At 45.8% G+C, this 19,194-nt stretch carries 16 protein-coding genes; 10 read left to right on the top strand and 6 right to left on the bottom strand.

The features are described from left to right. Positions 1 to 471 precede the first annotated feature (471 nt). A complete protein-coding gene (locus NCI00_RS26625; RefSeq protein WP_253532708.1) occupies positions 472 to 1,620 on the top strand; it encodes a hypothetical protein in 1,149 nt (382 codons plus the stop codon). Positions 1,621 to 1,694: 74 nt separating this feature from the next. Continuing rightward, positions 1,695 to 2,201: a hypothetical protein gene (locus NCI00_RS26620; protein WP_166556716.1), complete on the top strand. Its 507-nt coding sequence runs from the start codon at positions 1,695 to 1,697 to the stop codon at positions 2,199 to 2,201. 2 nt (positions 2,202 to 2,203) lie between these two features. Here NCI00_RS26620 and NCI00_RS26615 read toward each other — a convergent pair whose 3' ends face one another. From NCI00_RS26615 to NCI00_RS26600, 4 genes are all read right to left on the bottom strand, one after another. Further along, positions 2,204 to 2,977: a hypothetical protein gene (locus NCI00_RS26615; RefSeq protein ID WP_253532705.1), complete on the bottom strand. Its 774-nt coding sequence runs from the start codon at positions 2,975 to 2,977 to the stop codon at positions 2,204 to 2,206. 274 nt (positions 2,978 to 3,251) lie between these two features. Then, a complete protein-coding gene (gene lpdA, locus NCI00_RS26610) occupies positions 3,252 to 4,646 on the bottom strand; it encodes a dihydrolipoyl dehydrogenase (RefSeq protein WP_253532702.1) in 1,395 nt (464 codons plus the stop codon). Between the two features lie 142 nt (positions 4,647 to 4,788). Next, the gene (locus NCI00_RS26605; RefSeq protein WP_253532701.1) at positions 4,789 to 6,918 is read right to left on the bottom strand and encodes a xanthine dehydrogenase family protein molybdopterin-binding subunit; all 2,130 of its coding nucleotides are present in this window, start codon (positions 6,916 to 6,918) and stop codon (positions 4,789 to 4,791) included. 52 nt (positions 6,919 to 6,970) lie between these two features. Next, positions 6,971 to 7,435, bottom strand: a complete 465-nt coding sequence (locus NCI00_RS26600; RefSeq protein ID WP_114070295.1) for a (2Fe-2S)-binding protein — start codon at positions 7,433 to 7,435, stop codon at positions 6,971 to 6,973. Between the two features lie 231 nt (positions 7,436 to 7,666). Here NCI00_RS26600 and NCI00_RS26595 point away from each other — a divergent pair, with 231 nt between their 5' ends. The 7 genes from NCI00_RS26595 (at position 7,667) to NCI00_RS26565 (ending at position 16,108) form a co-directional block, all read left to right on the top strand. After that, entirely contained in the window at positions 7,667 to 8,596 is a 930-nt protein-coding gene (locus NCI00_RS26595; protein WP_253532700.1) for an Rpn family recombination-promoting nuclease/putative transposase, read from the top strand. A gap of 157 nt (positions 8,597 to 8,753) precedes the next feature. Then, the gene (locus tag NCI00_RS26590) at positions 8,754 to 10,001 is read left to right on the top strand and encodes an efflux RND transporter periplasmic adaptor subunit (RefSeq protein WP_253532699.1); all 1,248 of its coding nucleotides are present in this window, start codon (positions 8,754 to 8,756) and stop codon (positions 9,999 to 10,001) included. Between the two features lie 151 nt (positions 10,002 to 10,152). Continuing rightward, positions 10,153 to 11,559, top strand: a complete 1,407-nt coding sequence (locus tag NCI00_RS26585; protein ID WP_253532698.1) for a TolC family protein — start codon at positions 10,153 to 10,155, stop codon at positions 11,557 to 11,559. Positions 11,560 to 11,562: 3 nt separating this feature from the next. After that, a complete protein-coding gene (locus NCI00_RS26580) occupies positions 11,563 to 12,228 on the top strand; it encodes an ABC transporter ATP-binding protein (protein ID WP_253532697.1) in 666 nt (221 codons plus the stop codon). Between the two features lie 2 nt (positions 12,229 to 12,230). Then, positions 12,231 to 13,481, top strand: coding sequence for an ABC transporter permease (locus tag NCI00_RS26575; protein WP_253532696.1), 1,251 nt, complete (start codon positions 12,231 to 12,233; stop codon positions 13,479 to 13,481). Between the two features lie 6 nt (positions 13,482 to 13,487). Further along, positions 13,488 to 14,663, top strand: a complete 1,176-nt coding sequence (locus NCI00_RS26570) for an ABC transporter permease (protein WP_253532694.1) — start codon at positions 13,488 to 13,490, stop codon at positions 14,661 to 14,663. A gap of 2 nt (positions 14,664 to 14,665) precedes the next feature. After that, on the top strand, positions 14,666 to 16,108 hold the full coding sequence (locus NCI00_RS26565; RefSeq protein ID WP_253532692.1) for a sigma-54-dependent transcriptional regulator: 1,443 nt from the start codon (positions 14,666 to 14,668) through the stop codon (positions 16,106 to 16,108). 9 nt (positions 16,109 to 16,117) lie between these two features. On the opposite strand, the gene NCI00_RS26560 is transcribed toward NCI00_RS26565, so the two are convergent. Next, positions 16,118 to 16,801 (bottom strand): 2'-5' RNA ligase family protein, encoded by a 684-nt coding sequence (locus tag NCI00_RS26560; RefSeq protein WP_253532689.1) that lies wholly within the window; start codon positions 16,799 to 16,801, stop codon positions 16,118 to 16,120. Between the two features lie 32 nt (positions 16,802 to 16,833). On the opposite strand from NCI00_RS26560, the gene NCI00_RS26555 reads away from it, so the two are divergent. Beyond that, positions 16,834 to 18,117, top strand: a complete 1,284-nt coding sequence (locus NCI00_RS26555) for a sensor histidine kinase (RefSeq protein ID WP_253532687.1) — start codon at positions 16,834 to 16,836, stop codon at positions 18,115 to 18,117. Positions 18,118 to 18,129: 12 nt separating this feature from the next. Here NCI00_RS26555 and NCI00_RS26550 read toward each other — a convergent pair whose 3' ends face one another. Beyond that, on the bottom strand, positions 18,130 to 19,182 hold the full coding sequence (locus NCI00_RS26550) for an SO2930 family diheme c-type cytochrome (RefSeq protein WP_253532685.1): 1,053 nt from the start codon (positions 19,180 to 19,182) through the stop codon (positions 18,130 to 18,132). Positions 19,183 to 19,194 lie beyond the last annotated feature (12 nt).

The raw sequence follows: 19,194 nt of genomic DNA, 5'->3' as shown, positions 1-19,194 counted from the left end.
TTGTAAGAGAGAGTTAATTATGAAATAAAAACATGGTAATGACGGATTAACGCCTGTGGCGGGTGGGAGATTGTTTCAGTTTTTTTTTAATTTGGAAAATTCCGCCAATCTTAATTAAAATTTACACTTCTTAAAGCTACGCAACCATTCATACCAATACCCTAAAACGATTTCAGAGAACACTATACCTTTGGTGTATTAAATCTCCGAAAGCAATCCTACCCATGTAGAAACTTGATTTTCAACCTACTGTCGCGTTAAAGGCCGTTAACTAACTGCTTCGCTTTTGACTGAAAGGATTTCTTTAACTTGCACCTAAGTTACTGTTTTCATCTTTGTAATCAATAAATCATCGTTAACAATCATTAACCATTTATCACTTTCTCACTTTGAGTAAGTTTAGGATACCGACGACGAAGATTTCAAACTTAAATAACTATTTTTGAACGCATCAAAACCACTTTTTCGCTCATGGAAAATAACCAAGCTCTAACCAAACTCTCTGATTTGCCGATTCTGAAACATTTGGAAGGCGGCGAAAATAAATTGAAAGTCCTTCCCGAAAATATGGCCAATTGGAAAAAAGGCGAAAAATCCATTGCGTGGTTGGTAGGACTGGTCCTGATCCTTGCCGTGGGCTACGGCTTTATCACGGTGTTGTTGCCGCTGATTACTTCGTTGCTGGTGGGGGTCATTACGCTGGGTTTCAAAATGATTGAAGCCATGGTCGTGGTGGGCGCAGTCCTTTTAGGTTTTATGCTCTCTCCGCTCATTTTCAAAGTCTTCCGTCGCATTGTTCGGAGTTTACACAAGCTTCTCATCAGAATTGACCCATTTGCCGAATTGGATGACCAGCTCGGCAAAATGAAAGACTCTCGGCGAGAATTTGAAACTGTCAAAGCGGAAATAAACGCCTGCAAAATTCAAATGAAGCAAGAGGCCGTAAAAGCAGAAAAATTGGCCAAAGATGCCAGTCAGAAGGTTGTTTACTGCCAAGAAGAAGCTAAGGTGCTGAAAGCAAAATTGGACAAAATGATCGAAAAAGGCGGCGATGCCGCGCGTGAAACCGACGATTTTGTGGAGTTGGAGGGAAAACTAAATGCCGCTATTGGCGATGGCAACCGGTCGGTTTCGGAAGCAGAAACCTATCGGAGGCTGGTCGATACCTTTGGCTCACGGGCCAACGTGTTTGCAAAACTTGACCGTAAATTGGTGGGGTATGGTCATGCGTTTGACGAGAAACTCAAAGACTTTGCCACCAGTATTAACTTATTAAAAACAGAATCACGGGCGATGGCTGCCGCCAACAACGCCACTACTCGTGCTCGTAAGGTACTCGGACAAAATCAGGATTGGCAGTTGGATTATGCGCTGGAAGTGATTTCGGGACAAATTGCCAGCGATATTGCCAATACCCAAGCCAATATCCGCGATTTGGACAGCATCGTCAAAGATTTCAATCCGAACGACGAGCGCGCTTATGCTCGCCTTGAAACTTTTGCGAATCAAATCAAAGGAGGGGAATTTGAAGTGAGCGACCCCAATCGCGTTTCTAACCCCAATTATAAACTTACCCCAGATCAAAAAAATGCGGGTGGTGGAATTACGGATATTTTTTAATTAGAAGTGAGCATTGAGGGGCGAATTCTGAGAATGAAATTCGCTCCTCGTTTCTATCTCATGACTCCTAAACCATGACATTACAACAATTCTTTGATCGTGTAGGTGAACGGCCCGACTGGGTGCTTATTTACTTCGCCTTACTGCCTTTGATGGCCCTTTTGGCAAATCTACTGGGCAAAAACGAAGGGCATCTGTCACCTTGGAATTACTTCTACGCTTTCTTGATTTATTTGGCTTGTATACCAGGTATTTTTGCCGTGGCGCTCAATGTTTACCTTTTTCTGTTTGAACGTCGGAGCATTTTTGATTTTAACATTTATACGCAGATTCTTCCCTTTTTTGCCATGTTGCTAACGCTTTGGCTGATTCGTCGGAATGTCATTTCGTTTGATTATATTCCTGGATTTCAGAAATTAAGCGGGTTGGTACTGATGATTTTTGCAGTCATCTCCCTGATGTGGATTGTAGACCGTACGCGTATTGTGGTCTTCTCTTACCTCAAATTTGAATACGTACTGGTGATTTTTGCCGTTTTACTCGTCCTCCTTTTGTGGGGATGGCGAAAATTATTTAACTGAAGTTACAATTCATCCACCGTACCAGCTCCCAGCTCCTGCAATAAAGTACTCCAATAATGGGTTACGGTAGGGTTATTTTCTTTGGTGCTGCTTGTAGGTTCAAAAGGTAATGCAATTTTGATTTCGGCCGCGTTTAGGGCGTATTGCTGCATGGCTTGGGCATCAGTTTTGGCCCAACTTTCAGCTTGGGTATTGTCCTGAGGAGGAGTTGAATGAAAATCGCGGCGATTGGCGCCTTTCATACTCTCGATCATGTCGCTTAGATAGTATACTTTTACTTCAGCACCCGTTTCGGTGGCTTTGTTGATAACGGGCAGGCTCGCCCAAATATCGGTTTGGCGCTGAGAATTTCCCACGTTTTGGATACCTAACTTGGCCATTAACTGCCGCAGAAATATCATACGTTCGCGCTGAAGGGTGAGGTCGGCGGTGGTTTGAGCCGCTTCGCGGTCGGTCGCGTTCATGTGACTGATATCTTCTACTTCGGTACGGCAGGTAAGTGATAAAGCACGTGCTTTTTGGGTATTTTCATGAATAAAATACACTTCCAATTTGTCGCCTTTTTGACGGATATTTTGCTCAATCAAATCACTTAATATTTGCTGATATTTCTGGGCGACAAACGCTTTATTGATATTGACACTCTGGGTTTTGTCCATAAAAACCAAGGTATAAACTGGCCCAGTAGTAACGGTGGCTTTTTTCTCTTCCGAAAAACAGGAAACTAAGAGGCAACAAACGGAGATAAGTATACTATAATTGAGAATGCGAATCATGGCATTGAGTGAGATTTGACGCGAAGATGGCATTTGATAAATAAATACGCAATCCAAAACGGATAAAAGGCTTGTCTATTGTGACGAAAAGCAATTAAATGGGTTGAATCAGTAGAAATTAGCTTTTTAACTTTGGTAAAAATGTATGCCAGTCCTGAAATAGTATACCGAGCGATGTTTTTGGGGAAAACTGGGTATTTCCAGCGGGGCCTTTAAAAAAAGGCCCGTATCAGTGATTGACGGATACGGGCCTGCAACTATTTTACTAAAAATTTTATAGGTGAATCACCTCACCGTAAGCAGCGGCGGCCGCTTCCATAATCGCTTCAGACATGGTAGGGTGTGGGTGAACCGACTTCACGATTTCGTGGCCAGTGGTTTCCAAATTACGGGCAACAACTACTTCGGCAATCATTTCGGTGACGTTGGTGCCAATCATGTGCGCACCGAGCCATTCGCCGTACTTGGCGTCAAAAATTACTTTCACAAAACCTTCTGGCGTACCAGCGGCTTTGGCTTTTCCTGATGCGGAGAAGGGGAATTTACCTACTTTAATCTCGTATCCGGCTTCCTTGGCGGCTTTTTCGGTATAGCCTACCGAAGCAATTTCGGGGGTGCAATAGGTACAGCCAGGGATGTTGTTGTAATTGAGCGGATGAACGTGCGGCTGGCCCGCGATTTTTTCAACGCAGATAATTCCTTCGGCCGAGGCTACGTGTGCCAAGGCTTGGCCTTTAGTCACATCACCGATGGCGTAATATCCGGGAACATTGGTTTGGTAAAAATCATCAGTTGTAATTTTTCCTTTTTCAACTTTGATACCCGTTTCTTCCAAACCGATGTTTTCGATGTTGGCTACCACACCAGCCGCCGAAAGTACAATGTCGGTTTCGATTTTGATTTCACCAGAAGGGGTTTTTACAGTCGACACACAACCTGCACCGCTTGTATCTACTTTTTCCACGCTTGAATTGAGGTGGATTTCGATACCCATTTTTTTGTATTGTTTTGCCAGTTCTTTTGAGACGTCTTCGTCTTCTACGGGAACCACGTTAGGCATAAACTCCACAATCGTTACTTTGGTGCCCATGCTGGCGTATACGTACGCAAACTCAACGCCGATTGCTCCAGAACCAATGACGAGCAATGACTTAGGTTGTTTTTCCAACGACATTGCTTTGCGGTACTCGATTACTTTCTGACCGTCGATGGGAACGTTGGGGAGCTGACGAGCGCGGCCTCCCGTGGCAATGATGATGCTCGTGGCCGTGTATTCGGTTTTTTTACCGTCTTTTTCAACTTCTACTTTTTTGCCAGGTTTTACGCGACCTGCGCCTTCAATGATGTCGATTTTGTTTTTCTTCATCAGAAAGTTCACGCCTTTGCTCATGCCATTGGCTACGTCGCGGCTACGCTTAATAACCGCGCCGAAATCAGCTTCAGCATTGCCAACCGTGATACCGTAATCTTTGGCGTGGTTGATGTACTGAAATACCTGAGCGCTTTTCAATAACGCTTTGGTAGGGATACAGCCCCAGTTAAGGCAAATACCTCCGAGGCTTTCTTTTTCTACAATAGCGGTTTTTAATCCCAATTGGGAAGCGCGGATGGCGGCTACGTAGCCACCGGGCCCGCTGCCAATAATTATCAAATCGTACTGTGAAGCCATGTATTTATGTGTATTGAGTAGTGAATTTCAAAACGCCGGCAAGGTTTTGAGTGGGGAACCCAATCCTTGCCGACGTTACCGTATTGGCGTCACAAAAATAGACGGAAAAGTTGGTTTGACAATAGTCTTCCTTCGCTGTCTATTAACCCAATGTAGCTCCTTGTTCAGAAAAAGGCTGATTGTAGAGTCGCTTGCCCGTTGTTTTGAAAATAGCATTGGCAATGGCTCCGCCCGTTGGAGGCAATGCAGGTTCTCCAAGGCCAGTAGGGTCGATGCCATTTTTGACAAAATGTACTTCAATGTCAGGAACTTCGTTGTAGCGAATCAGGCGGTATTTGTTGAAATTATCCTGCTGAGGTGCGCCGTCTTTGAAAGTAAGATTTCCGTACATGGCATGACCAAGCCCATCCACGATAGCGCCGTAGACTTGGTTTTGGGCGCTGCTTTCGTTGATGACGATGCCGCAATCAACGGCTGCGTATACCTTTTTCAAAACGGGTTTTCCTTTAACATTGGCCATTTCGGCAATTTGGGCCACGTAGGAAGCGTGTGAGAAGTACACGCTGAAACCTTGGTAAACTCCTTTTTTCTTCTTGCCCCAACCCGCTTTATCAGCCGCTAACTTAATGACCTCGCGGAAACGTTCGGGCTCGTAAGTGAGTTTTCCGACGGGGCTTTTCTGTGCTTTTTCCAACAGCTCCATCCGTAACTGAATGGGGTCTTTGCCGCCCGCCATGGCTACTTCATCCAAAAACGCCTGTTCGGCATAGGCCAAAAAGTTGGTAATCGGTGCCCGCCAAGGGCCAGTAGTTATGGGCGACTTGTGGTCGTTGGATTGAATTAGTGTATTTTCAATAGCACCTACTGGAAAGTTGTCGGGGCGGGTGGCGTTTCCAGCGTTCATTCCTGCACCGTGGAGCATATAGCCAGTGATATTGCCGGCTTTGTCGATAGACGCTTTGAAGCGATAACGCACGGCAGGGCGGTAAATTCCCCCAGCGGTGTCATCCTCGCGTGACCAAGTTACTTTGACGGGTGCTTTGATGATGCTCGATAGCTCGGCAGCTTCCACGGCGTAGTCGGTGTTGAGACGGCGTCCAAATCCTCCGCCCATACGGGTCAGTTCTATGGTGACTTTTTCGGGAGCGATGTTGAACATTTTCGCAATTTGATTTTGCGCATTTTGGGGCGTCTGGCTGGGGCCAGCCATCTCGATGCTGTCGCCTTTGAAATGGGCAAAAAAGTTCATCGGCTCCATCGGGCTATGCGGCAAGAATGGGCATTGATATTCGGCTTCGATGACCTTGTAGGCATTTTTGAAAGCCGCTTCTATGTCGCCGTCTTTGCGGTGAACGGTGGCAGTGGTGCTGTTGAGCATTTCTTTGAAAATGCGGTCGTGGTCGGCGGAGCTTTCGAGGTCTTTTTCTTTTTCCCACTCAATTTTCACGGCTTTGCGGGCCTGCATCACTTCCCAAGTGGTTTTTCCGACGATGGCTACTTTATTGCCAAAGGAAACAACATGCGTGATACCGGGCATTTTCTTGGCCTCGGTCGCGTCAAATGATTTCAATTTGAGACCAAAAGCTGGTGGGCGTTGAATCATGGCGTTGAGCATACCTTCGCGCTTGTAGTCAATGCCAAAAAGGTTTTTCCCCGTCAAAATGTCTTTGCTATCAACGCCTTTTACGGAAGTCCCAATCAAGGTGAAGTTGCTTTTGTCTTTGAGCTTTACCGTTGTTGGAGGCGTAATTTGGGCAGCATCCGTTGCCAACTCGCCGTAGCTTAGTTTTTTGCCAGAGCTGTGCATTACGAAGCCTTTGCTGGTGCTACACTCGCTGACGGGTACGCTCCATTTCTTGGCGGCGGCTTCCATCAACATGGCGCGGGCAGTGGCTCCAGCTTTGCGTAGGCGTTCCCATGAGTGGCGGATAGCGCCGCTTCCTCCGGTGAGTTGACGTTCAAATTTTTTGGTATCCAACGGCGACTGCTCTACCTTTACTTTGCTCCAATCGGCGTCCAATTCTTCGGCCACAATGATTGGGAAAGCCGTTTTGATGCCTTGCCCGATTTCAGGATTAGGCGAATATATGGTAATGATGCCCGAAGGCGCGATGGCCAGATAAGCGTTAAAGTCGATGGTATCGGCGGCGGCTTTGGTCAATACGCCAGGCTCAAAGGCCTCCGACGAAAACCAGCCAAATCCGAGTACTAAGCCACCAGCCGCGGTGGCAGATGTTTTGAAGAAATCTCTTCTGGATTGATTAGTGCTCATGCTATGTGGTACGGACGGACCCGCCCGTGGTTAGAATGGTTCAGGAAAGGAATTATTTTTTCATTTTGGCGGCGGCCAACTTCACCGCATCGTGAATCCGGTGGTACGTGCCACAACGGCAGATGTTACCCACCATCGCTTCCTCAATTTCTTTGTCGGAAGGGTTGGCATTTTTGGCGAGCAATGCCGATGCCGTCATCATTTGACCTGCCTGACAGTAGCCACACTGCGGTACGTCTACTTCATCCCACGCTTCCTGCACTGGGTGGGTTCCGGTTTCGGATAGCCCCTCCACCGTCGTAATGGTTGCGTTTGATACGTTAGATACAGGCACCACGCATGAGCGGGTAGCCTCGCCGTTTACGTGTACGGTACAGGCACCGCACATTGCCATTCCGCAGCCGTATTTGGTACCTACTAAATCGAGGTGGTCGCGCAATACCCAGAGCAGAGGCGTATTGGCATCAACGTCGGCTTTGTACGTTTTTCCGTTGATTTTCAGGTTAAATAATGCCATGTTTGAAAAGGTTAAATTTTGGTATATAACATAAAATTGAATATAAAAGTTAGGTTTTGCAAACCTTTAACCGCCCTCTTATCGACGAACGGCCTACTGGTGACGACGAAACTGTAATTGAATTGCCTATTGAGTAAATATAGGCACATTTGGAGGATTGTTACTTACTAAGAATTTTAAAAGTGGCATTTACTTAAAAATCGTAAATTTGTTTCAAAACTGCATAACCACGTGATTATTAAAGAGAAATATGTTAATCCATTTACGGATTTTGGCTTTAAAAAATTGTTTGGCACAGAGCTCAACAAAGATTTATTGATTGATTTTTTAAACCAGGTAGTGCTGCCTAACCGTCATAAAATTGCGGAATTGTCCTACGCAAAGAATGAACAAATCGGGAATACGGAAATTGATCGAAAGGCCATTTTTGATTTGTATTGTGTAGGCACAAACGGCGAACGTTTCATTGTAGAAATGCAAAAGGCCAAGCAAAACTACTTTAAAGACCGTAGCATTTTTTATTCTTCTTTTCCCATACAAGAACAGGCAAAGCGGGGTGATTGGGATTTTAAATTGTCGGAAATATACACCGTTGGCATTCTGGATTTTGTATTTACAGAAGATAGCAATGAAAAAGAAGTACGTCATGAAGTGCAATTGAAAGACCAAAACTGCCGGGTATTCTATGATAAATTGACTTTTATTTATCTGGAAATGCCTCATTTTACAAAAACCGAGGAAGAGCTAGAAACCACCTATGACAAATGGCTGTATGTTTTGAAACATCTCCCTTATTTAGACAATCGTCCGAAAGCATTGCAGGAGAAGATTTTTGCTCGATTGTTTGAGGCCGCCGAAATCGCCAAATTTACCCCTGACGAACGCGACAGTTATGAAGCCAGTCTTAAATATTACAGAGATTTGAAAAATGTCATTGATACGGCCATTGCCGAAGGCAAAACGGAAGGTCGAATGATAGGGCTTATTGAAGGTAAAATTGAAGGCAAGATTGAAGGTAAAATAGAAGGATTAATAGAAGGCAAAATAGAAGGCAAGATTGAGATAGCTCGTAATGCCATTGCCGAAAATATTCCCATGGATATTATTATTCGCTTGACAGGGCTAACCGTCGAAGAACTGGAAAAATTGAAAAACGAATAAAATAACCTTTTTTATCCTTTCCCAATTTCAAACAAAGTGTTCGATACCGAACACTTTTTGTTTTTTGAAAATGCAATAAATTTCTGATAATCAATTGGTTGGTTGGTGGCACGCCTTTGGATGCCCTTTTGTATATACAGCCAATTTATTTTCAAAAATGGACAGAGATATACCCGAAGAAAACCAAAAAGAACAATCCCGCCGCCGTTGGCTTTGGATTGGTGTATTTGCCCTTGTTGTCGCAGGGGCCGTGTGGGGCTTACGCACCTCCTTGAGCAATTCCGTAAACAAAAGTGACCTTCGACTCGCAACCGCCGAAATCGGAAATGTTGAGAATACACTTACTGCCTCGGGCGAGATTCAACCTGATTTTGAAGCCGTGATTACCAGTCCGATTACGGCGGTAATCCAACAAATCTACCTTGATGCGGGGGCTTCAGTCAAAAATGGCGATAAGATTCTGGAGTTGGATAAGGAGTTTACGCAGTTGAATTTTGAAAAAATGAAAGACGAGCTTGAACTCAAACGCAATGGTATCGTTAAACTGCGTTGGGAGTTGGAGAAGAGCTTTTATGATTTAAAAATAAATGACTCTATTAAGGTTCTAAAAATCAATAGCTTACGCGCCGATATTGAAAATGCCAAACGATTGTTTAAAGCAGGTGGCGGCACGCGCGAAAGTGTCGACCAAGCCGAGCAGAATCTGCGTATTGCACAATTGGAAAAGCGACAGCTCGAAAACGATATTCGCATCAAACAACAAACGATGCGGGCCGACATTCGCGAGTCTGAAATTGGCGCGCAAATCAAAGAAAAAGACCTTCAAGAACTCCAACGCAAACTCCAGCAAGCCAACATCATTGCCAACCGCGCCGGAGTGCTTACTTACGTCAACAAAAACATCGGCTCCAAGGTCGCAGAAGGTGAAGTATTGGCTCGTTTGGCGGACTTGGGCGGGTTTAAAGTAATTGGCTCTATATCTGATAATTATGCTGACCTGATTCGGGTTGGAATGCCTGTGGTAGTACGCATCAACGATACGCAATTGCGCGGTACACTTACGAATATCCTGCCTTCTGTTCAGAACAATATCGTCAATTTTGACGTGCAACTTGATGATAAAGCTAATAAACTGCTGCGCCCGAAGATGAAAGTAGAAGTGTATCCTGTGACAGATGCCCATAACCAAGTGGTAAGAGTGGCCAACGGCGCAGGCTTTACGGGTACACCTGTGCAAGATGTTTTTGTCCTTCGTCCCGACGGAAAAGCAGAGCGCAGAACCGTAAAAATCGGGTTGGCTAATTTTGACTTTGTTGAAGTCAAAGAGGGCATTCGAGCTGGAGAACGCGTAATCATTTCAGACATGAGCAAGTATAAGAATGTCAAGGAGTTGGAGATAAAATAAAGCCACATTATGTATGGGCATGCCCTGCCGTGCCCATCTGAACGAAACAGCCATGAATAAAATATGTTTATGTAGAACCCGTCACTGGCGAATAGTACAGGTGCAAGAGGTCTGTCGCTTGGGTGTACAATTACTTGTCTTTTGCTTTTTTTTGTCAATATCGGTACATAGCCAAACAACCCAACTAACGCTTTCAGAAGTGGTAGAAATGGCCAAAAATCAATCTATTTCAGCGCGTCAAGCGTCTACTACCAAAGAAACAAAGTATTGGGAATACCGCACTTTCTTGTCAAACTACAAGCCGCAATTAACGTTAAGCGGGAATCTGCCCGCGTTTAGCCGGTCGTTTATTGAGGTACGTCAGCCTGACGGGACGATTCAGTTTCAGCCCATTCGTAATAACAATTCGTCGCTAAATCTTTCGCTGAGTCAGAGCATCGCCGCCACGGGTGGAAGTATTTATGCCACCTCACAATTGCAGCGATTTGATGATTTTGACCGAAAAAATACCCTCTACAACGGGACTCCCTTCGCTGTTGGGTATTTGCAGCCGTTGCTGCGTTTCAATTCATTTAAATGGGATAAGAAAATCGAGCCACTTAAGTTCAACGAAAGTCAACAAACTTACATCGAATCGTTGGAGCAGATTGCGTTGCGGGCCAGTGGGTTATTCTTTGATTTGCTGTTGGCACAGGTCAATTTACAGATTGCCGAAACCAATTTGACCAATACCCAAAACATTCTGAAAGTGGCCAATGAAAAGTATGAATTGGGTAAGAACACGCGCAACGAAATACTGCAATTACAACTCGAATTGCTCAAAGCGCGAAAGGCGGTAGGTGTCTCAAAACGTGACTTGGAAGTGGCTTCGTTGAACTTAAAAGCCTACATTGGCCTACAGGCAGAAGGAAAAATAGAGTTACAAACACCCACCCAACCCGCCGCGCTGACGCTTTCGTCTGAGAGGGCCATTGAGCAAGCGTTTGCTAACCGTTCCGATGCGATTGCGTTTGGCCGAAGAACACTGGAAGCCGAACGGGCTGTGGCAAAAGCTAAAGGCGATAATGGCCTCAATGCCACCCTCACCGCTACCTTGGGTTTTTCAAACCGTGGTATTACGGTGCCCGAATTGTACCGTAAACCCCAAGACCAACAAACGGTAGAATTACAATTGGACATTCCGATTTTGGACTGGGGGCGTTCTAAATCCCGTACCAAAACCGCCGAAGCCCAGCGCCAACTAACTCAGTACACAGTTGAGCAGGACAAACAGAATTTTCAACAGGAAATTTATACCCAAGTTACGCTGTTTGAAATGCTCCGCGACCAACTTTCACTCACCGTTCAGGCCGATAGCATTGCGTCGGAAAAGTACCGAATTGCGCAAGACAGGTACGTGTTGGGAAACCTGAGCATCACCGATTTAAGTATTTCGTTTACCGAAAAAGACCAAGCCAAACGCGATTATATTTATGCCCTACGCGACTATTGGGGGGCTTACTACAAGCTGCGGCAATTGACATTGTATGATTTTGAAACAGAAAGCAAATTGAAATAAACCATGATACATTTAAAGAACATCGAAAAGGTCTATCGGACAGCCACGGTAGAAACAGTTGCGCTCAATAACATCAATTTGAGCGTTGAAAAAGGAGAATTTGTTTCCATTATGGGCCCTTCGGGTTGCGGCAAAAGTACGTTGCTCAACATCATCGGGCTATTGGATGAGCCGTCGAATGGTAAAGTAGAAATTGGTGGAAAACACACCAATGGCTTGCCCGACAGTCAGTTGGCGCAATTTCGCAATCAAACATTGGGCTTTATTTTTCAGAGTTTTCACCTGATTAATGATTTACCAGTATTGGATAACGTAGAGTTGCCACTTTTGTACCGCAAGGTTTCGAGCAGCGAGCGCCGCCGCTTGGCGAGCGAAGCGCTGGAAAAAGTGGGACTCAGTAACCGAATGAAGCATTATCCCAATCAACTTTCGGGGGGGCAAAAACAGCGGGTGGCGATTGCAAGGGCCATTGTGGGGCAGCCGCAGATTATTTTGGCCGATGAGCCTACGGGCAATTTGGACAGCAACATGGGCAACGAAATCATGGACATCTTGACTACGCTCAATCAACGCGACAAAGCCACCATCATCATGGTAACCCACGATGAAAACATGGCCAAACGTACGCATCGCTTAATCAGATTATTTGACGGTTCACAAGTTTCCTAATCATGCTGCTCAACTACCTCAAAATCACCCTTGCCGTGCTGCAACGTCGAAAGTTTTTCACGTTTATCAGCCTGTTCGGCATCAGTTTGACGCTCACTATTTTGGTGGTGGCTACGGCCTTTATTGACCACTTGATTGCGGCTGGCTACCCTGAAATCAACCGCGACCGCTCTTTGTATATCTGGAATGTAAAGGAGAAAGATACCAAAAACCAAGGCCAAAGCTCGGGCCCCGTCAGCTTTTCGTTCATCAATACTTACGTTCGGTCGCTCAAAACACCCGCTAAGATTGCTGCCGTTTCGATGCCAAGTACCATCAATATTTACCTCAATAACCATAAGCTGAATGTCCGCTATCGGCATACCGACAGTAATTTTTGGGAGGTTACTTCCTTTGATTTTTTGGAAGGGAAAAATTATACCGAACAAAACATCGCCAACAACGATTATGTAGTGGTTATCAACGATTACGTCCGCGACGAATACGTGGGTAAAGGCCAGCCGGCGGTGGGAAAAATGATTGAAATCGACAACGTCAATTACCGCATTATCGGGGTAGTACGTGGCTGTCCGATTACCCGGATTCACGTTTCATCGGATTTGTATTTTCCGTACAATACCTCCAAGGCTGATTTAAAAAAGGTAGAATTACGGGGTAACTTTGCCGCGATAATCCTGCCCAATAATCCATCGGATATTCCTAAAATACAGACCGAATTCAACGTTATAGCTTCAAAAATTAAATTGACCGACACGGGCGATAAGTGGTTTAGGCCCGATAAACTGTATGTTTCTGCCGATTCTTACATTACCAGTTTTACCCGTCAGTTTAAGGGCGATGGTGAAAACGACGGTGTGGGGTATTTTTTTACCATTATGCTCGGAATCGCCTTGTTATTCATGTCTTTGCCGGCCATCAACTTGGTCAACATCAATATGAGTCGTATCATGGAGCGGGCTTCGGAGATTGGCATTCGGAAGGCTTTCGGGGCCTCGTCCAAAACCTTGGTGATGCAGTTTGTGATTGAAAATATTATTCTCACGCTCATTGGTGGAGTGATTGCGGTTTTTCTGTCGCTGGGAATTATTTATTATCTAAACAACAGCAACTTAATCGCCTACATTGATTTGAGTTTCAACTGGAAAGTTTTTTCTATTGCCATTTTTGTCAGCTTGCTGTTTGGGCTTTTGTCGGGGGTTTACCCTGCCTGGCGGATGTCAAAATTACAAGTTGTGGAAGCCCTTAAAAATTAAAAAGCCATGTTAAAACACTTATTTAAACTCATCTGGAAACGGAAAAAGATGAACTCTTTGATGATGTTCGAAATATTCTTTTCCTTTCTTATTTTGTTTGCGGTCTGGACGCTCGGTATCTATAACTACCGAAACTACGCCCAGCCTTCGGGCCTCGAAACCGACAATGTTTGGGTTGCTTTTTTTAACTTTAATGCACCCAACGACACCATCAAAGCCGAATACAAAGAATTGGTTCGGCAGCAATTGACGCGCTATCGGGCGGTGCATAGCTTTTCTTTTACCAGCGCTAACGCTCCGTTTACCTTCAGTTCTATGAACAACAATGTGGAGTACAACAAAAAGACCACGATGAGCGAAATCATGAGGGTTGAGCCTGATTTTCCGAAGGTGATGAACATGCAGATTTCTGAAGGGCGTTGGTTTAATGAGGCAGATAAAGCGGGTAATTATCGTCCTATCGTCATTACGCGTCGCTTGAAGGAAGAACTGTTTGGCAATGAAAGTGCGATAGGGAAAACGTTGGGCAATGGTGAGGGGGCAGGCGCAAACGACCCCAAAATGAAAGTAGTCGGTGTGGTGGATTATTTTAAACACAAAGATGACTTTCAGAAGCTTTCCAGCTGCATATTTCAGCCCTCTGAGCGATGGGATGATACCATGGTGATGAAGGTACAAGCAGGCAGTGGGGCGGAATTGGAAGCCCAAATCTCGAAGGAAGTGGCGCGCTTGGGCAAGGATTGGTCAATCGAAATTCAGCAGATGAACAACATGAAATCCAACCGCAACAACCTTGTGCTAGTGCCCGTCCTGATTTTATTGATTGTGTGCAGTTTCTTGGTCTTCAACGTCGCCTTAGGACTGTTTGGGGTGCTATTTCAAACCATCAGCCGCCGCAAGCAAGAAATCGGCGTACGCCGTGCCATGGGGGCTACGCAGGGAGCTATCTTATGGCATTTTATTGGCGAAACCGCCGTTATTGCTACTTTTGGGCTTATTTTAGGCGTCTTTTTTGCGGTTCAATTTCCCTTGCTGAATGTGTTTGATGTAGAGGCAGGGGTATATTTATTAGGGATTTTAATGGCCGTCATTTCGGTTTATGTGTTAGTCAGCATTTGCGCTTTTTATCCGAGTCGTCAGGCTTCTGTGATGCAGCCAGCGACCGTTTTGCACGAAGAATAAGTATGATTTTAATCGTTGATGATGATATTGCCGTTCGAACTTCTCTTTCGCTGCTGATGCGCAAAGAGAAGTTCGACGTGGCAACGGCCCAAACACCCGAAGAAGCTCTCATTCATTTGACTGAGAATGTGATTGAATTGGTGTTGCTCGACATGAATTTTTCTAACGACACCTCTGGAAATGACGGCTTGAATCTGCTCGCTCAAATCAGACAACAAGATGCACACGTACCCGTGATTCTCATTACGGGTTGGGCCACGATTGATTTGGCCGTCAAAGGGATGAAAATCGGGGCGGCTGATTTTATCAGTAAACCTTGGCAAAATACGCATTTGATGCAGTCGGTCCGTACCGCATTGGCGTTGCGTGAGGCAAAAGGCAAAGATTTAGCGGCAAATGACCAAGCACCTAAAGAGGTGAATTCAGGGCAACGGGCGGCCAATCAGTCGGTCAGTCGTCGCCAACTAGACCGGCAGTACGATTTTGGGCAAATTATTGGGCAGTCGGAATCCATGTTGCAAATATTGGGCACCATCGGTCGGATAGCCGCGACCGATGCCTCCGTATTGATTATGGGTGAAAGTGGTACAGGAAAAGAGCTTATTGCGGAAGCCATCCACCAAAATAGCCAACGCGCCAAGCGCCCCTTCGTCAAGGTGAATTTGGGCGGGATTTCAACCAGTTTGTTTGAATCGGAGATGTTTGGGCACATTCGCGGGGCGTTTACCGATGCGCGCTACGACCGCACGGGTCGCTTTGAATTGGCCAATCGCGGCACCATTTTCTTGGATGAAATCGGCGAACTGGATTTGAGCAGTCAGGTGAAATTGCTGCGTGTGTTGCAGGACCGAACCTTCGAAATATTGGGTAGTAGCAAGACCAAAACGCTGGACGTGCGCGTGGTGTGTGCTACCAATCGAAATCTGGAAGAAATGGTGGCGAAAGGTACGTTTCGGGAGGACCTGCTGTACCGAATCAACCTCATCACGATTCAGTTGCCGTCTTTGCGCCAGCGTCCCGATGACATTCCGCTGTTGGTCGATTTTTTTGTCAACAACCTACGCAGTATATACAGCCGCCCGCACTTAGAAGTAAGCCGCGACGCGCTAAAATGGCTCAAACAACTCAACTTGCCGGGCAATATTCGCCAGCTCAAAAACTTGGTTGAACGGACGATTTTGGTCAGCAACAATGACATACTAGAAGTGGCCGATTTTGAGCAAAATTATCAGCCGCAATCTCGCCCCTCCGACCTCATATCTACGAAATCCCCCCTTCCTGATGTAGGCAGCATGACGCTCGAAGAAATGGAAATTCAGATGATTCGGCGTGCGATGGAATTTCACCGGGGCAAAGTGGCCCGCGTAGCCAAAGCCCTAGGCCTAACGCGCTCGGCGTTGTACCGGCGATTGGAAAAGTACAGTATTCCGTTTGATGAAGAATAGCAGATTCCGTTATTTTAAAGGATACTTCGCAAGCACGCCTGTAATCCCCGTTTTTTGATACCAATCATTAAAAACGAGCTCTAATTCGTTGACATCGAACGTCCCGAAATCTACATCTCGGTAGGTTTTTACTTTTTGGAGCAACGCCTCAGGCTGTATAAAGGGTTTTCTGAAACGAACCACCGTCGAATGGGCCGTCTGAATGGCGTAGCGTTTATCGATGGAATGTTGCAGCCCAGCGTTCTGAAAGCGTTGACGCAGGCCGTTGCGTATTTTTTTCAATGCATTGTCCAACGGAAAACCTTGGATAAGTAAACAACTCGGCGAAGCCGTAATGCCCCTAAACTGTATTTTAAACGACTTTTGGGCTTTTATCACTTCCTGAACCAATGCCACGTACTGGGCCGCATCAATGAGGGAAAGGCTAAAATTTTCGTAACAAGAAATAATTGACAAAACGGTCAGATGAATATCCGTAATTGGATAGTAATATTGCTCAGGTTCTGACGCTTTGAGGTCACTGAGCATGGTTTCAATGGCCGTTCTGACGTTTAGCGGTGGGCGGGCCAATAAAGTAATACCCCGGCGGGAGTCTACGGGCGCGTCAATCATGGGGTCATATTCAAAGTGCCCTGACTCAAACTGCTGAACCGAACGTGTCCATAACTGATGATAATGTTGTTCTAAATCCATTGGGTTTTGTGTTGTAACGCATGGCTAAATATATGAAACTAAGCACCAAATTCATTTCTTTCATCGTCATTATTCACTTGGTGGCGGTGGGATTGTCGTTGTATATTTTCCAAAAAGAGCCACTTTTTTTCATTGCTTCTGAGGTGTTTATTCTGCTTTCGCTGTTTATCGCTTGGCAATTGTACAACGAAATGATTCAGCCCCTCAATCTGCTCATGACGGGCGTAGAAGCTATCAAAGACCGTGATTTTAACGTTAAATTTCTGAAAACGGGAAAGTACGAAATGGACCGGCTCATTGAAATTTACAATCAGATGATTGACCAGTTGCGTACCGAGCGCACCCGGCAAGAGGAACAGCATTTTTTTCTTGAAAAACTGATTCATACCTCCCCCACGGGTATTTTGATGATGGATTTTGACGAAAATATCACCGCCATCAATCCTAAAGCGCAGGCCATGCTGAGCATTCAGGCCGACGCCGTGCTGCACAGCGCGCTGTCGTCGATTGAGCATCCTGTTTTGCAGGCCTTGAGTCACTTAAAAACGGGGGAGTCACGGACCATAAATTTCAACGGGTTGGAGACTTATAAATGCCAAAAGGCGCATTTTATGGATCGGGGTTTTCCACGTTATTTTATCATGCTCGAAGAACTGACGACCGAAATTCTGGCCGCCGAAAAGAACGCTTACGGCAAGGTAATACGGATGATGGCGCACGAAGTCAACAACTCGGTGGGGGCCGTAAATTCGATTTTGGATACGACCATTTCGTTGGAACAAAACCAACCCGACGTAACGGAAGCCCTGCAAGTAGCCCGCGACCGCAACGAAAACCTCAACCAATTTATGCGACGTTTTGCCGACGTGGTTCGCTTGCCCATTCCGCACAAAGAGCCACTGAATATCAGTGATTTAGTAATGAAAACAGCAAGCCTGATGTCGTCGGTGGCCAAACGCCAACAGATTCGTTTTGAATTTAATTTCAGTGACAATGATGTGATTATTGCGGCCGACGTTTCACAGATGGAACAAGTACTCATCAATGTCATCAAAAACGCTATTGAGTCCATCGAAAATGACGGGACCATTACGTTTGAAACAACTCATCAGCCTCCTCAATTGCTAGTCATAGATACGGGGAAAGGTATCCAGAAAGGTATTGAAGAGCAGTTGTTTAGCCCTTTTTTCTCTACCAAACGCAACGGACAGGGTGTTGGGCTCACGCTCATTCGGGAGATTCTGGTCAACCACGGGTTCGGGCTTTCGCTCCACACCGAGCACGAAGGAAAGACGGTGTTTCGGGTGCGGTTTTGAGGTGGGGAAACCTCACTTCAAAGACCTAATCCACTCCCGCACCAGCGCTACTCCTTCCGTATGCGTGGTTTTGCGGCCGAGTTCAGGCATCATTTCGCCAGGGTCGGTGGATTCCATGCGGTACAGTAAAATGGATTTTTCGGGTTGGCCGGGTACGATGCTGTATTGCCGTCCGCCGGAGCCTCTTCCTGCGGCTATGGGCGCTTTCATTATGCCCAATTTTGTCAAATCGGTTTCGTCGTAATTCAACATTAGGCCCGAGGTTTTGGCGGGGCCTTCGTTGCGGTGGCAGTGCGCACAGTTAATGTCCAGCCACGCCCGGGCCCGAGCCTCTAAGGAGCCGCTGGCGGGGTCATTCCAGACGGGCGCTTTGGGCACATCGGCAAGGGCGGGAAGTCCCGTCAAAAGTCCTGTTTTTTGCCAATGAACCAATTGGTTTTCTTTTTCGCCATATTCAAAATCACCATTCAATTGCCTTGCCGACGGCCCGATGGGCTGCATTTTTTCATTTTGATTGTGGCAGCCTTTGCACTGATTTAGGTTGGGCATTGCGTACTGAATGGTGCGTTTTTTGCCATCAGAATGAATCCAACTCACCTCTTTGGTTTCTCCGGCTACTTCTAGGTAAGCGTCGGTTTGGTCATCATTCCAGATATATTCCAGCGCTTTCCAGCCCGATTCTTCGTGAACCAGCAGACGTGTTTCCAGGATGCGGCGCCCCGCGGTGGGATTGCGAAAATCGTTGGGATAATAAAAGGTCTTGATGATGGTGGTTCCGACGGGAAAGTCAAGTACACGCTCAGCATTATAGGCTACGGTTGTGCCGGCAGGAAGTTTTACGAATCGCAATTTTTCGGCATAATCAGAAAAAAGCGGCGTATTGAGCTGGTAAGGAACAACCCCTTCGGCGGGAAGCTGGTCCGCGATTTTGCCCCGAAAAAATCCGTATTCCGAAAGATTTTCTTTAGGGGCAAAAGAGGTACTATCTGCCGAGGGGGATGTTTTTCGAAAAGAAAAAGTAAGGGCAATTGACAAGATAAAAAAGGCAAACGAAAACAGCTTCATTGTTGAATAACG

Source organism: Runella salmonicolor, from assembly GCF_024158025.1.
GTDB classification, from domain to species: Bacteria; Bacteroidota; Bacteroidia; order Cytophagales; family Spirosomataceae; genus Runella; species Runella salmonicolor.
Note: the sequence above shows the minus strand (reverse complement) of the source record. Positions and strands in the feature narration are given on the sequence as shown.